The organism is Mesorhizobium sp. M0514, from assembly GCF_040321145.1.
Classification (GTDB): Bacteria; Pseudomonadota; Alphaproteobacteria; order Rhizobiales; family Rhizobiaceae; genus Mesorhizobium.
The window spans coordinates 1-13,208 of the sequence record NZ_JAMYQZ010000001.1 but is presented as its reverse complement, the minus strand read 5'-3'; the positions used below and the strand labels follow the sequence as shown (position 1 = coordinate 13,208).

Here is a 13,208-nt window from a genome sequence, read left to right as displayed (position 1 = left end):
CAATGGCTGCGGTAATGCCGCACAGTCTGGCACGGCAGTTGCAATCACCGATACAGCAGTCGCAAGGCTGCGGAAAACAACTGCCCCGGGAGGTCGAGCTTTCGATCGGGGCGCCATGGAGGACGTCATGCAGCCAGCATTCGCTGCCGCCGAACCGCGCGGCAAGCTACCCTTTTACCGTCATCTCTATGTGCAGGTCCTGACGGCGATCGCCGCCGGCATCCTGCTCGGTCATTTCTATCCCGAACTCGGTGCTTCGCTGAAGCCGCTCGGCGATGCCTTCATCAAGCTGGTCAAGATGGTGATCGCGCCGGTCATCTTCCTGACGGTGACCACAGGCATTGCCGGCGTCTCCGACCTGAAAAAGGTTGGCCGCGTCGCCGGCAAGGCGATGATCTATTTCCTGGTCTTTTCGACCCTGGCGCTGGTCGTCGGCATGGTCGTCTCCAACGTCGTCCAACCGGGCGCCGGCATGCACATCAATGCGGCGACGCTCGACCCCTCGAAGGTCGCCACCTTCACCGAGAAGGCGCATGACACGACCATCGTCGGCTTCCTGCTCAACATCATCCCCGACACCATCACCGGCGCCTTCGCGCAAGGCGACATCCTGCAGGTGCTGTTCTTCTCGGTGCTGTTCGGCATCTCTCTCGCTCTGGTCGGCGAGCGCGGCCGCCCGGTCGTCGATTTCCTGCAGGCGCTGACCTCGCCTATCTTCCGCCTGGTCGCCATCCTGATGAAGGCCGCCCCCATCGGCGCCTTCGGCGCCATGGCCTTCACCGTCGGCAAATACGGCATCGGCGCGATTGCCAACCTCGCCTTTCTGATCGGCACCTTCTACCTGACGTCGCTGCTCTTCGTGCTGGTCGTGCTCGGCGCTGTCGCTTGGTACAACGGCTTCTCGATCCTCGCCTTGATCCGCTACATCAAGGAAGAGCTGCTGCTGGTGCTCGGCACCTCGTCCTCGGAAGCCGCTCTTCCCGGCCTGATGGCCAAGATGGAGCGCGCCGGCTGCAACCGCTCGGTGGTCGGCCTGGTCATCCCGACCGGCTATTCCTTCAACCTCGACGGCACCAACATCTACATGACGCTGGCGGCGCTGTTCATCGCCCAGGCGACCGATACGCCGCTCACCTATGGCGACCAGATTCTGCTGCTGCTGGTTGCCATGCTGAGCTCCAAGGGTGCCGCCGGCATCACCGGCGCCGGCTTTATCACGCTGGCCGCCACGCTCTCTGTCGTGCCTACGGTACCCGTTGCCGGCATGGCGCTGATCCTAGGGGTCGACCGCTTCATGTCGGAATGCCGGGCGCTGACCAACTTCGTCGGCAATGCAGTGGCGACGATCGTTGTGGCGCGCTGGGAAGGCGAACTCGACCAGACCAAGTTCGCCGCCGCCATGGCCGGCACATTGTCCGAGGAAGCCGACCTGGCGCTGTCGGGCGATCTGCAGCCCGCTTGACCGCTCCGGGCACTGACGTTTGAGCACAAGGCCGCAGCCGATTCGGTTGCGGCCTTTCCTTTTCCGCCTGCACGTGGCTGGCGCTGGCCGGGCCCTCCCGGGTAGGGTGCGGACGTAAAACCGAAAGGCCGGCGCATGAGCAATCCGTACCCCGAAATCTACCTCGTCCGTCACGGCGAGACGGAGTGGAGCGCTTCGGGAAAACACACCGGCCGCACCGACATACCGTTGACGGCAAAGGGCGAGGCGGCAGCTCGCGGCGTGGCAGACCGGCTCAAGGATCTGTCCTTCCAGGCGGTGTGGTCGAGCCCGTCGCAGCGCGCCTTCAGCACCTGCACGCTTGCCGGCTTCGGCGCTGCTGCCGTCAAGAAGGACGACCTGCAGGAATGGGACTATGGCGCCTATGAGGGCGTTAAGACCAAGGAGATTGTTGTGCAGCGCCCCGGCTGGCAATTGTTCCGTGACGGCTGTCCCGACGGCGAGTCGGTAGCGGATGTTGGCGCCAGGGCCGACAGGATCATCGCCGGGCTGCGGGCAATCGAGGGCAATGTGCTGGTGTTTTCAAGCTCGCATTTCCTGCGCGTGCTGGCCGCGCGCTGGCTCGGTCTGCCACCCGAAGGCGGTGCGCACTTCGTACTTGATACCGCGAGCCTCAGCATCCTCGGCTATGAGCACGATCTGAGCGAGCCGGTGATACGCAGGTGGAACCAGAAGTAGGGTTTCGCGGCAAGCCTGCCTCTTAACGCGCGAGCACCGCCAATTCCTCCGATGTCAGATGCCGCGCCTTGCCCTTGGCGAGTTCGCCGAGCTGCAAACCGCCGATCGCCACCCGAACCAGCCTCAGCACCTCGATATCGAATGCCCCGAGCAGGCGGCGGATCTGGCGGTTGCGGCCCTCGTCGAGCACGATTTCCAGCCAGGCAGTGCGGCCGCCGCTGCGCAGCAGTTCGATCGAACTTGCGGTCAGCAGTTCGCCGTCGACGATCGCTCCGTCGCGAAAGCGCGCCAGCATCGCTTCGTCGGGCGCGGTGCCGATCTGGACATGATAGGTCTTGGCGACATGCGAGGCCGGATCGAGCAGGCGGTTGGCCCAGCGCGTGTCGTTGGTCATCAGCAACAGGCCTTCGCTGGCCTTGTCGAGGCGGCCGACCGGCGACACGAAAGGCAACTCCAGTTCCACCAGGCAGTCATAGACGGTGCCACGATCCTGCGGGTCATCGCGCGTGGTGACCTGTCCGCGCGGCTTATTGATCATCAGGTAGACTTTTGCCTCGCCGACGATCTGCTCGCCGTCGACAGCGATGCGGTCGCGGCCGAGATCGACACGCAGCGACGGATCGCGCACCACCTTGCCGCCAACCCGCACGCGCCCTTCGGCTATCAGCAGCTCGGCCTGCTTGCGCGAACACAGGCCGAGTTTGGAAAGCGCCCGGTTCAGGCTAACGCCTGCCTTGGCGGCCTGGTGTCGGGCGATGTCTGGTGGCCGTGCCATGTCCTGCTTGCCATCCCAATGATCGGCATCGACAAATGCCACGCCCCGCATTGGCTTCGCAACCTGCCGCGGCATCAACATCACGGGTCGCGGGAGCGGGGCTGTTCTCAAATACGATGTGTCAGGGGGTCGGGCTCAACAGCCCGCCATGGAACGCTGCCCCGCGACGGACGTTGTTGCCGACGAGCGATTTGTCGCGAAAGGCACCGCCATGAAGAAAATCTACCAAAAGCCGACGCTCGTGAAGCGAGGCAGGCTCACCAGCCTGACGGCTCAGATCGTCGCTTCTGGGGTCATTCTGGGGGAATGATCCCCCAGATAAGGGAAGGGATAAATCGATGAGCGAGCGCGGCGTTGATTTCCTGCAGGGCTGGATCCACGAGCACCTGCCGGGCGAACTGCCTGCCGACAAGGCAACGGCTCGAACCCTAACCACGCGAGCTGCCCTGGATGCTCGGCATTTAGGCCTTGAGGTCAGCGAGATCGAAGAGGATCTCGGTCCGCTGGAACGGGTGATTTTCGAGGCGCTGGATCAGCCCGATATCTGAGCCCCCGATATGAGCCCATTGCAGGCGATATTGGCCCATCGCCATCCTGGCGGGGGCTTTTCCGTGATGGCATCCGTGGGTGCGCAGCCCTAGGCAGCCCGCGCAGCTGACGCTCCCCGTGCCGGCGGCAATTCGAACACAGTGGCGCCGTTCTCTCGGCCGCGTTCGACATAACCGATGACACGGAACCATTTGCCGACGTCGGCCCGCTGCAGCCAGCTGCGCGAGTGGATGGGAAGGTTGCCGGCCAGCGCCTGAATGTGGCGGATGTGGCGCCTGCAGAAGCGGACCGTCGCGGCGCTGAAGAAACCCTCCTGCGCGGCAAACAGCGTGTCGGCGGCGTCGCTGTTCTCGTGCCAGGCGACGATCGCCACCGTCTTGTCGCCCTCGACCAGCGCGTGCGCTCGGCCTTCCTTCAAATTCATCATCAGATTGTCGTAGGCGACCTTGCTGTCCTTGCCGGCGGCCACATACTCGTCCGACATCCGCGTGGACAGATCACGGAAGACACTTTCGAGATCGCCGATCGTAGCTGCGCGTGCTCGCATTTCTCCTCCTGCAGCCCCGGCAGGCAGTTTGCCCTAGGTGGAGGGGATCACCAAGCAAAGCGAATCCGCCATTTGGCCGATGGGCGCAAAGTGATTTCATTGGGCGGGTTTATTGCGTTGGCAAATCGCTCCCGTGGAACCGAACTTGCCTCCCCCGAATTGACTCGCGATCGCGTTCGGGAGGGGAAGCATGCAAGATCAGCATTTCGATGAGCCGGTTCGCGTGGCGCTTGGCAGGTCCAGAAACACGATCTACAAGGTGGAGCGTGTCGCGCAGGCCGCTGACATCCTCATGAACCGATGGCCCGTGAAGACAGGCGGCTATCACGTCGCCGCCCGTAAAGCCTGCCTTGGCGTTCTGGAAGGCCTTCAAGAGGCGCGCTATGCCCGCGCCGCCTTCGTCAACGCGGCGATCGAGCCCGATATACTGCTCGAGCGCGACCGCGAGGGTTGAGCGGTCCATCGCCTCTTTGTTTGGCGTGAGGTAAACTGGCAGACCGGTCGGGAGCCTTCCATGTGCAACGACTATGAGCAGCATATTCTCTGGGCTGAATATTGCCGGATGCTGGAGTCGCTGGCACTCGAGATCCCGACCCATCAGACCGAACTTGAACTGCCGCGGGTTGATGACATCCATATCAACGATCCAGCCCCGATCATGCGCGCCGCCGGCGACACTGGCGTTGTTGAACTGACGTCGATGACGTTTGGATTTCCGCCGGCCGGCCCGAAAGGCGGACCAGTGTTCAACTTCCGCTCCGAAGGCCGGCAATTCGCCGGCAGCAAACGCTGCCTCGTGCCGGCATCCGCCTTCTTCGAGTTCACGGGCACGAAGTATCCGAAGGCAAAGCATCGCTTCACGCTCAACGGCTCGCCGTTCATGGCCATCGCAGGGCTTTGGCGTGAAGCTGCCGGCAACAAGCCGCCAACCTTCACCATGCTGACAACCGAGCCTGGACCGGATATTGCGCCCTATCACAGTCGGCAGGTCGTGGTGCTTCGGCCCGGCGATTGGGCGGCTTGGCTCAGTCTGACCAAGCCGGAAGCCGAACTGCTGCAGCCGCTTCCAGCCGGCTCGCTGCGCGTGGAGACCGTGCGCCCCGAAAGTTCATAACTCGGTTGCGCAGGCTTGCCGGCACAGCCGGCAGGCCGAAATCAGGAATCCGTCGGTGCGGCGCCAGGAAGTCAAGCCCTTGATGTTCAGAGAAAACTGGTGCCCAGAGGCGGAATTCAAGTGAAGAAAATCGCTTTTTGCTTTCAGATGCTTAGGGGAATGTTAGCCGCATCTGCTACCAACATAAATACCAACAAAATATTCCTGTGGATTGGTTCGGTTCCTGCTATTTCTCTCAATGCTTGCACCTGCACCTTGTCTCTTCCGGTTTAGTCTACATCCTTCTTGATCATACCTCATCATGCGGGGCCGATTGAAGACCACGGCTGGCCAAGACGACTTAATCAGAACGGATGGCCATTGCGCCCAATATCGGGATCGCTTTAGGCGGTTTCTGAAAGCCGACATCGTGCGAAGAACAGGTGGCTATTACGGGTCCTGAGGCCTTGGCCCATACACCGCTTTGTAGGGTGGACGCGGCGCAGCGAAAAGCGCCGCCAGCCGTTCCTCATGTTGCTTGACCAGTGAGGCAGCAATAACAGGTAGCTCTGCGGCGGACCGGGTGTAGTCGTCGAGGTCGATCGGATTAGACTTCATAGGTGCTCCGTCGACGCGTAGTAGACGGTCTCGTCCTCCAGCAGCCCAGCTTGGCCCAGTGCATTCTGGCTTTGCAGGCGCATGGCGGCAGAAATGATCTCGCGCCAGTGCCAGATACCGCCCTTGGGGATTTGGCCCTTGTCCGATTCAACGCAGCCGAGAGACAGGATGTCGATTTGATGTCGGTCAATTGCGTAGCAGGCCATGGCATCGACCAACGCTGTCATATAACTGGCATAGTAGGATCGGCGCTTCGGAGGTGCCGGGCCACATCCCACCCGCTTGGGCCGTCCCCAAGTCTATATCTGTCAGGAGAGCCGCAACTCGCTCCGGCTCACGATCGAAAGTCGCAATCGCTTCAAGGCCCTTTAAGCCGGCGATCACCTCGAACCCGGCCTCCCGGAGAGAGTTCTCGACGTCTCCACGATCAGCACGGAACCCGATGACATTGAAAGCCTGCTTCGAGCGCCCCAACAGTTGAACGGCTGCGAACTCTTAAGGTTCCTGGCGCGCAATAGCATTCGTTAATCCGGTGGAAAGCAGGTTGTGATCCGGCCGTTTCGAACAGGGTGCGGCAGGCGAAAAGGATTGAGGACAGCTGAACCCCCAGCCCCGCCCGCCATCGTCGACGCACTGACCATTGGCCGTCGTCTCCTCTGGGCAGCGGGAACATTAGCGCTAACTAAAAGTTGGGAGCAAAAACCCGAACAGGTTCTTGATGGCACATAGTCCGTCTTTCAACATCTTGATACGCAAGCTCCAGACCATCTCGGAACTCGCACAATCAGATATTGGCATTCTGGGGAACATCCCGATTCAGGAGAAGGAATATCAGGCCAACGAAGACATTCTGCGCGAGGGCGACAAGCCGAGCCTTTCCTTCGTCGTTCTTGACGGCTTGATAGGGTCGACCACACTAACCGGGGAGGGCAAGCGTCAGATCTCCTCCTTTTTTGTTCCGGGCGACATTCCCGACCTGCATGGTCTGCATTTGTCGGTCATGGATTGCACTTTCACCCCTCTCATGCCCGCTCGGGTGGGCTTCATGCGGCACGACGCTCTTCGCACTATATGCGACCAGCACCCTTCCATAACGAGAGTGTTTTGGCGCTCCACTGTGATCGATGCGGCGATCTATCGAGAGTGGGTCACCAACGTCGGAAGGCGCGACGCCTACTCTCGTATCGCTCACATTTTTTGCGAACTCATTGTCCGCCTTCGCTCGGTAGGTCGCATTGAAGATCATGTGGCCTATCTCCCCATAACGCAGGCTGCACTTGGCGACGCAGTTGGCCTCTCCACCGTGCACGTGAACCGAGTGCTCCAGGACCTTAGACGCGATGGTCTGATATCCACCGTCGGGTCGCGTTTTCAGGCGAGCGACTGGGCAGGGCTCGTTCGCGCCGCAGATTTTGACTCTACCTATCTGCACCAAAGGGCTGCGCAAACGGGTGCCGGTTCTGAGCCTGCTGGGTCGCTCACCAGCCGCTGAGCCAACCCCTCGCGATACTTGAAACCGAATCTGCTCAAGAACATGCACTCCCACACGATGTCGATCGCTGCTTGAGAACTGGACCGCAGACTTACCTAGTGACGGCATGGCTTCCCAAAGCTACGAGCTGAGGAAGGAACCCGCCGAAAGCTGGACGGTGTTTGACGTCTTCACTGGGTACCCCCGCAGCGCGTGGGCGTCTGGCTAACTATCTGGACGAGGAATATTCCCGTGATCTTCAGCCTTCTGACCATGTCGACCTGAAACGAAGGTTCGCCGGGGGGTGACCTCTAAAGTACGACTGCCCTGAAACACGTGCGGAGCGCCGGATAGTGTCCAAATTTCGCAAGCCAATGCACCGGCGCTGCCTAGCCATAGTGGAGACGCGGCTTTGGCAACGTTCCTATAAATTGAACCCCAATTCGGTCGTTCCTGCGCCACCGCAGGACTGCTTGGTAGGCAACGCCGTCGGTCGGCACGTAAAGCACGAACCGCTCAGGGACACGCGATTCCACCGGGACTTTGAGCTCAGCTCCGCCACTGTTTTGGTTCCGAATGGTGCAACTGATCTCGGAGTTTGTAATTCCGCTGATGATTGAGGCGCCTTTCAGCACCCGCTGCCGCGTTCGCGGCGATGCTCTTCATCAACCATGTGACCTCCATCGGTCAACCCCCGGGCCTATGGTACGCCCACCGGCGAACAACTGTCCATCTGGGGCGTCGCTCGGTAGCCGGACGGCATAGATGCCCGTTGCGCTGGTGAATTCGCCAACCGACGCGAACAGACCCGAATGGTCCCGTCCAGCGGTGTCAATCCGGCAGCAGCATCTCCTCTTCATCAGCCGCGGCTTCGAACAGCAGCCGGAAGTCATTACCTGGCATTTTGCCATCCATCGCAGATAGGCAAGCCTCGGCCGCCAGCCGCCACTTGGGGCCACGATTGGACCACTTTAGAAGCTCCTCGGCCGCGGCATCAACTCGGTTGACACCAAGGCGAAGCCCCGGGCGCTCAGTCTTCACATAAACCGGAGGGTTGAACCAGCGGTGGGGCATCAAGCCTCTCGAACGTCAAAGGCGATGAACAGTCCCCAAACGGAGGCTGAATTGACGATCATTTCGACCAACTGGCAGTCAGTCTCACGAAGATCATGGCCGCGCTCGCGCACCGCTGCAATGGTCGCCTTCACGGAAATTATATTGCCCGGTTGAGAACCCAACAGGACCTCGCGAACCAACTCCTTGGCCGTTCGCTGTGCAGGCCGAACAGGTGCTTGAATGTCCATCCCATCCTCCCAGAGAGATAGAACCTCAATCAGCTATTCTGTGGTGCAACTTCCGAAAAAGGCAAGAGCCGGAAACGTACAAACTAGGTTGCCGCAAACACCGCATTTCGGAACGGGACCCGCCCTTTGCCCATTTATTGGTGGAATCAATTTGCACGAGGCATGTGAATGTAAATCCAAGGAATTTACGCCGTGCTCGCCACGGCAAGGATGGACAAAGCGGAGGAGTTCTATACCCGGCTTTTCGAGCGGAGGCCTGATGATCGTCCCATGGACGGGTTGATCCAATGGCGCAACGTCGCAGGCGCGAACTTGCAAATCTTCCATGATAAGGAAAATGCTGGGTCCGGCAGGCTGACTATTGTGGTCCCCAAAATGGACAAAGCCCGGAGGTCGCTTGAAGAAAGTGGCGTGATGCTCACACGTGAATCGGAGGGTGATTACGGAAAGATTGCCCAGATCGCAGACCCTGACGGCAATCGTATCACTCTTGCAGAGCCCCATCGCGGCCTTTCAACACATAGAGCATTCGACCTCCTCTGTTTGGTAAACCAGCTCATCGGGTTGCGATGGACGACGCCGCTTCCTCGCCCGGCTTACAATGGCTACATCCCGCGACAGGCGCTTATTTGCGCCCCACCGTGTCAGCTGCCTGACGCGACCACGAGGAGAGAGGAGCCGCCTCCTCTCCCAAGTTCTCACGGACGAACGCGGACAACCGTCTTCCCCGCGCGTCGGTCCGTTGAGTTGAAGGTCCCGATGGCATCACCCAAGCTCGAAACCTTGCCGATGTTCGTCCGCAGTCGTCCATCCCGGATCCGCTGCACTATCTCAGAAAGCTGGGCTCGATCAGCCTCGACGACGAAGTCAACCGCCAGGCCGTCTGCAGGTCGTATATCCGTTGGTCCGACGACTGTCACAAGCGTTCCTCCGGCCCGGACGAGCGTTGCGGATCGCTTTTGGACATCGCCGCCGATGACATCGAACACCAGATCGACGCCGCCTACATCTTCAAGGGTGTCTTTTGAGAGGTCGAGGAATTCATTTGCACCGAAGTCGAGCGCTTTCTGGCGGTCGACAGCACGCCCGGTGCCGATCACATAGGCTCCAGCCTCCCTGCCAAGCTGCGCCACCATCGAACCGACGGCACCGGCAGCGCCATGCGCGAGAACGCTCTGCCCGGCCTTGATGCGGCCATGCTGGAACAGCCCCTGCCATGCAGTTAGGCCGGAGATCGGCAGGCTAGCGCCCACCGTAAAGTCGACATCGCCGGGCAGCGGCGCGAGGTTACGGGCCTCCATGGCAACATACTCGGCGAGGGTGCCGTCGCGATGCCAGTCCGCGAGGCCGAACACCCGCTGACCTATAGAAAGCCCCGTGGTGCCGTAGCCGAGCGCAGTGACAACACCAGCCAGTTCGTGGCCGAGAATCGGAGAGGTCCGGTCACGGAAGGCTCGGTCGGCCCACGTCGAGGGCCACTCCAGTTCGGTGTTGACGAATCCTGCCGCACGAACCTGTACGACCACGTCGTTAATTGCCGCTTGAGGCTCGGGTAGCTCCACCAACTTCATCCCGGCCGTTCCTGCAGTCCGGTCCGTCGCTACGATTGCTTTCATGGGGATTCTCTCCTCACCGTTGGGGTAAATTGCGGGCGCGGAGGTTCTTTCGATGTCGCGCAGAGTTGGCGTCGGCTCATCGTTGGCGACCGCGAGCGGAAGCTAAGCAATTTCGCCGTATTCTTCCAGCACGGGTAAACTTGCAGTCGTGAACACCTATGCCCTCGCAATTGAACAAAAGCAGATCAAATGCGTTGTGCCGTTCCCAACACGGAGAGCGTCATGCAAACTTCACCCCGAGCCAAAAACGAAACTATCAGCAAGGATCCTGACGAATGGACGACTGGTGACGAGCCAATGACTCCGTCGCAAGCTTCCTACTTGAAAACATTATGTGAGCAGGCGGGCGACGACAGAAGCTAAGCTGAAGATCTAAGCAAAGCCGAGGCCTCGAAGCGAATCGACGCGCTAAGGAGTGAGCTCAAGCTCTAAAGGCGCTGGGAGACCTACGACAGGTTGGAGGTCGCCAGTTTCGCGATATTTGGCCTGTGATCTGGACGGTCCTAATGGTGAAGGTGGTAGAGTTTGCTAACGATCTTCCACTCTCCAGCGATCTTGAGCAGGGAAAGATAGTCGGTGAATCTTGTGGTTCCAAACTCGTCCTCAACCTTCACAGTCGCTGCATCGCCCGTAATGTCGAGCCATGCGACTGTCCAGTTGGGGCTGGTGTTCGGCGGCAAGCCCGCACCCATCACCTCGCCGACATAGGCATCGACACTCAGCCATTCGACCGCGTCCTGGAAGTTACCGATGATTGATGCGCGTGGGTGGAAGGCTGCCCGCAGCCCTTCTTCGGCACCGGTGGACATGGCCAAAACGTAGCCTTCGATGGTAGCGGTAATAAGACTTTCATCGGTCTGTGACATCGAGGCTTCTCCACGCCAGTGTTTGCAGCGGTCAGAGCATGGAGGGACCGATCCTTGCTGACAACAGGCAAACGGTTATTCGGACCAGTTGGCGCCCGTTTTATTTGTTGCTTTCGCGGTTACTTCTGACGACGCCTCGCGCCACAGGCCGCCAGAAGATCAGGTCGAGTTGAGGTGTGTCGCAAGTTCCCTACTCCGAAACGAGTCGCCGCCCAATGGGTTGACGCGACTTCACCATTTCATCCGCCTCGTTCTGTTCAATAACGAGGGCCTTGCGTTGCGGCTGCTTGATCGAATGCAAGCGTCCGGAGTACGAGTCACCAACTCCCTTGCCGGTCGAGTACAACTTTATCGGCACCGTGGCCTAGCGATGCGCGCAAGCCTTCATGTGGGGGAGAGGCCAGCAGTGCTGCAGCTGATGCCTTCCCTTCTGCGATGGAGCGCGCCTGATAAGCCGCACGGCGCGCCGGTTGTGAACGTGAAGGCAGCCGGCGCGTTCGAGCGCCGTCCCGTTCAGCGAGCGCCGTCCCGTTCACCTGCCTTTCTTTGACGGCGCTGTGTTCAGCTTCCCACGGCAACGCGTGGAAGTCGGGCTTGTGCCCCGCTTCACGGTAGGCAGCCTGAGTGAGGAAACCTGCTTTGTCCCGCTCCACAACGCAAACAAACGGCGGATTCCCCGGGCACCTATAAACGCCTACAGCTTTTTTCATGCAACAGGTGTGCGACGGCTGCTCGAAGATGTCGTCCTTCATTGCGATGACAGAACAAGAGCGAGGATAGCAGCGGTCCGGCATCACTGAAGGTGCGGGAATTCGTAAAAATCGTACAACTCTTTTCATTGCAGAGAGAGTTTCGGCGGGCTTATTAATGTGGCGTTTACCATTGCTTTGAGGGAGGCTGCGATGGTTGCAAAGCTCATAGATATCGCTCAAGCGGCCACTACGGCCACCTTGCTGATGCGCCAGAAGTCCATGGCGGAACCCGCCACATTTCGCCGGGACATGGATCAGTCGCGCAGGGCTATCCGAGCCTCACGCGAGCTTCTGAAGCGCCTTCGTCAACGTCGTCGCGACGTGGCGCTAGGCTGGGAAGATGCCGACCCGTCTACTGTTGCCGTCTCCGCGTTTCAAGCCGACGTTCTCCGCTCTGCATTCCGACGCCTACTCAGGGAAACCGGAGCGCCTGAGTGTCAATGGCGCGATTTAGCTAAGGCCCCCTGGTGCGCGATTTGACTGGGTGCGAGCTGATCGAACTGGCTTGGTGGATTGGATCGTCAGCAAGTAGCCGCTGCCCGCCAGCGGCCCAGCAGCCGTCTTCGGGACTTTGCAGCGGGCGCGCTGGGCCTGACCGGTGGGGCGGTGTGGTATCCGCCGGCTGGCGAACATATGCGCCTCCTCCCAACGCCAGCGAAACATCCAAACGAACGAGGCGATCCAACCGCGATCTCGCCATCCAAGGCCAACACATAGGCCGATAGCAAAGGCCTATAATAGCTGAGAGAACGAAAATGGCCGACGCCATGGTTGGGGAACCCGGGTGGGTAGGCGCCGGCCACAAGCGGAACAGGCCCGCCGCGCCATACCATGGCTGATTTGTCATGACGTGGTTATGGTGTGATCGCGTAGGGCTGGACCAGCGGAACCTAGTAAACGCCGCTTAGTAAGCGATCCTCGACGCGATCGTTCATCGCCACGACGACTTGGGAAACTTGACGGTTGCAGCCCTCTGCCACGTCGAGCTCAAGCCATGAACATCGGCCGCTCGGTCATGAGCAGGCATGCGCCCATCCTACCATATCGCGCTCCCGGTTTGGCAACGCGCGGCAGCAAGGGGGAGGCGACCAGAGCCGATGTGAAGGAGACTAGACAGCTAATACTCGCTTGCGCTAATTTAAAAGTGCCGTAACGTCATGCTCAGGCTTTTGGGGAGGCGACGCCAAGCGCCTTGGTGCCGAAAGCGCCATTGTCGACGGCGAGATCGTCGTTCTGAACGACAAGGGCCTTTCGGTCTTCGCAGCGCTGCGCAAAGCCATCACCCGCCGGCAGCACGACTTGTATTTTGTTGCCTTTGATCTGCTTCACCTTAACGGCCATGATCTGCAGACATGGCGCTGGAGCAGCGGCGCGAGATCCTGTCCAGCATGATCGGGCCCGGCGGGCGTATTCAGTTCAGCGAGCCCTTGCCGGGGGA

The 13,208-nt window shown here is 60.2% G+C and carries 16 protein-coding genes and 2 pseudogenes; 8 read left to right on the top strand and 10 right to left on the bottom strand.

All coding sequences use genetic code 11. The features are described 5' to 3' along the window. The first annotated feature begins 127 nt into the window (after window positions 1–127). Both NKI61_RS00090 and NKI61_RS00085 read left to right on the top strand, forming a co-directional pair. Complete coding sequence (locus NKI61_RS00090; RefSeq protein ID WP_023669669.1) at window positions 128–1,462, top strand: dicarboxylate/amino acid:cation symporter; 1,335 nt, start codon at window positions 128–130, stop codon at window positions 1,460–1,462. 135 nt (window positions 1,463–1,597) lie between these two features. Continuing rightward, window positions 1,598–2,179, top strand: coding sequence for a histidine phosphatase family protein (locus tag NKI61_RS00085; protein WP_023669670.1), 582 nt, complete (start codon window positions 1,598–1,600; stop codon window positions 2,177–2,179). Between the two features lie 22 nt (window positions 2,180–2,201). On the opposite strand, the gene NKI61_RS00080 is transcribed toward NKI61_RS00085, so the two are convergent. Continuing rightward, window positions 2,202–2,954, bottom strand: coding sequence for a pseudouridine synthase (locus NKI61_RS00080; protein WP_023669671.1), 753 nt, complete (start codon window positions 2,952–2,954; stop codon window positions 2,202–2,204). Between the two features lie 148 nt (window positions 2,955–3,102). Between NKI61_RS00080 and NKI61_RS00075 the strand changes: the two genes are divergently transcribed. Beyond that, window positions 3,103–3,264, top strand: coding sequence for a hypothetical protein (locus NKI61_RS00075; RefSeq protein ID WP_023669672.1), 162 nt, complete (start codon window positions 3,103–3,105; stop codon window positions 3,262–3,264). Between the two features lie 28 nt (window positions 3,265–3,292). After that, window positions 3,293–3,502, top strand: coding sequence for a DUF768 domain-containing protein (locus NKI61_RS00070; protein WP_023669673.1), 210 nt, complete (start codon window positions 3,293–3,295; stop codon window positions 3,500–3,502). An 89-nt stretch (window positions 3,503–3,591) separates the two neighbouring features. Here the strand turns inward: NKI61_RS00070 and NKI61_RS00065 are convergent, their stop codons facing one another. Beyond that, the gene (locus NKI61_RS00065) at window positions 3,592–4,050 is read right to left on the bottom strand and encodes a hypothetical protein (protein ID WP_023669674.1); all 459 of its coding nucleotides are present in this window, start codon (window positions 4,048–4,050) and stop codon (window positions 3,592–3,594) included. A 190-nt stretch (window positions 4,051–4,240) separates the two neighbouring features. On the opposite strand from NKI61_RS00065, the gene NKI61_RS00060 reads away from it, so the two are divergent. Together NKI61_RS00060 and NKI61_RS00055 are read left to right on the top strand one after the other, a co-directional pair. Further along, window positions 4,241–4,504: a DUF982 domain-containing protein gene (locus NKI61_RS00060; protein ID WP_023834292.1), complete on the top strand. Its 264-nt coding sequence runs from the start codon at window positions 4,241–4,243 to the stop codon at window positions 4,502–4,504. Window positions 4,505–4,564: 60 nt separating this feature from the next. After that, a complete protein-coding gene (locus tag NKI61_RS00055; RefSeq protein ID WP_023834291.1) occupies window positions 4,565–5,164 on the top strand; it encodes an SOS response-associated peptidase in 600 nt (199 codons plus the stop codon). Window positions 5,165–5,757: 593 nt separating this feature from the next. Here the strand turns inward: NKI61_RS00055 and NKI61_RS00050 are convergent. Next, a complete protein-coding gene (locus tag NKI61_RS00050; protein ID WP_352838622.1) occupies window positions 5,758–5,988 on the bottom strand; it encodes a patatin-like phospholipase domain-containing protein in 231 nt (76 codons plus the stop codon). 491 nt (window positions 5,989–6,479) lie between these two features. On the opposite strand from NKI61_RS00050, the gene NKI61_RS00045 reads away from it, so the two are divergent. Next, window positions 6,480–7,253, top strand: a complete 774-nt coding sequence (locus tag NKI61_RS00045) for a Crp/Fnr family transcriptional regulator (RefSeq protein WP_352838621.1) — start codon at window positions 6,480–6,482, stop codon at window positions 7,251–7,253. Window positions 7,254–7,621: 368 nt separating this feature from the next. Here NKI61_RS00045 and NKI61_RS00040 read toward each other — a convergent pair. From NKI61_RS00040 to NKI61_RS00025, 4 genes and pseudogenes are all read right to left on the bottom strand, one after another. Further along, window positions 7,622–7,905 (bottom strand): annotated as a pseudogene (locus NKI61_RS00040) (PilZ domain-containing protein). Between the two features lie 158 nt (window positions 7,906–8,063). Beyond that, the gene (locus NKI61_RS00035; RefSeq protein WP_023669677.1) at window positions 8,064–8,306 is read right to left on the bottom strand and encodes a DUF982 domain-containing protein; all 243 of its coding nucleotides are present in this window, start codon (window positions 8,304–8,306) and stop codon (window positions 8,064–8,066) included. Next, window positions 8,306–8,536 (bottom strand): hypothetical protein, encoded by a 231-nt coding sequence (locus NKI61_RS00030; protein ID WP_352519029.1) that lies wholly within the window; start codon window positions 8,534–8,536, stop codon window positions 8,306–8,308. The genes NKI61_RS00035 and NKI61_RS00030 overlap by 1 nt, the downstream gene beginning before the upstream one ends. Window positions 8,537–9,234: 698 nt before the next feature. Further along, window positions 9,235–10,152: an NADP-dependent oxidoreductase gene (locus NKI61_RS00025; RefSeq protein ID WP_352838620.1), complete on the bottom strand. Its 918-nt coding sequence runs from the start codon at window positions 10,150–10,152 to the stop codon at window positions 9,235–9,237. A 222-nt stretch (window positions 10,153–10,374) separates the two neighbouring features. Between NKI61_RS00025 and NKI61_RS00020 the strand changes: the two are divergent. Then, window positions 10,375–10,512: pseudogene (locus tag NKI61_RS00020) on the top strand (DUF3072 domain-containing protein); the annotation flags it as partial. A 143-nt stretch (window positions 10,513–10,655) separates the two neighbouring features. On the opposite strand, the gene NKI61_RS00015 reads toward NKI61_RS00020, so the two are convergent. The 3 genes from NKI61_RS00015 to NKI61_RS00005 all read right to left on the bottom strand — a co-directional run bounded on the left by NKI61_RS00015 (window position 10,656) and on the right by NKI61_RS00005 (window position 13,099). Next, window positions 10,656–11,018 (bottom strand): nuclear transport factor 2 family protein, encoded by a 363-nt coding sequence (locus tag NKI61_RS00015; RefSeq protein WP_352838619.1) that lies wholly within the window; start codon window positions 11,016–11,018, stop codon window positions 10,656–10,658. A 317-nt stretch (window positions 11,019–11,335) separates the two neighbouring features. Beyond that, entirely contained in the window at window positions 11,336–11,950 is a 615-nt protein-coding gene (locus NKI61_RS00010) for a hypothetical protein (RefSeq protein ID WP_352838618.1), read from the bottom strand. Between the two features lie 981 nt (window positions 11,951–12,931). Continuing rightward, the gene (locus tag NKI61_RS00005; RefSeq protein WP_352838617.1) at window positions 12,932–13,099 is read right to left on the bottom strand and encodes a hypothetical protein; all 168 of its coding nucleotides are present in this window, start codon (window positions 13,097–13,099) and stop codon (window positions 12,932–12,934) included. Window positions 13,100–13,208: the final 109 nt, after the last annotated feature.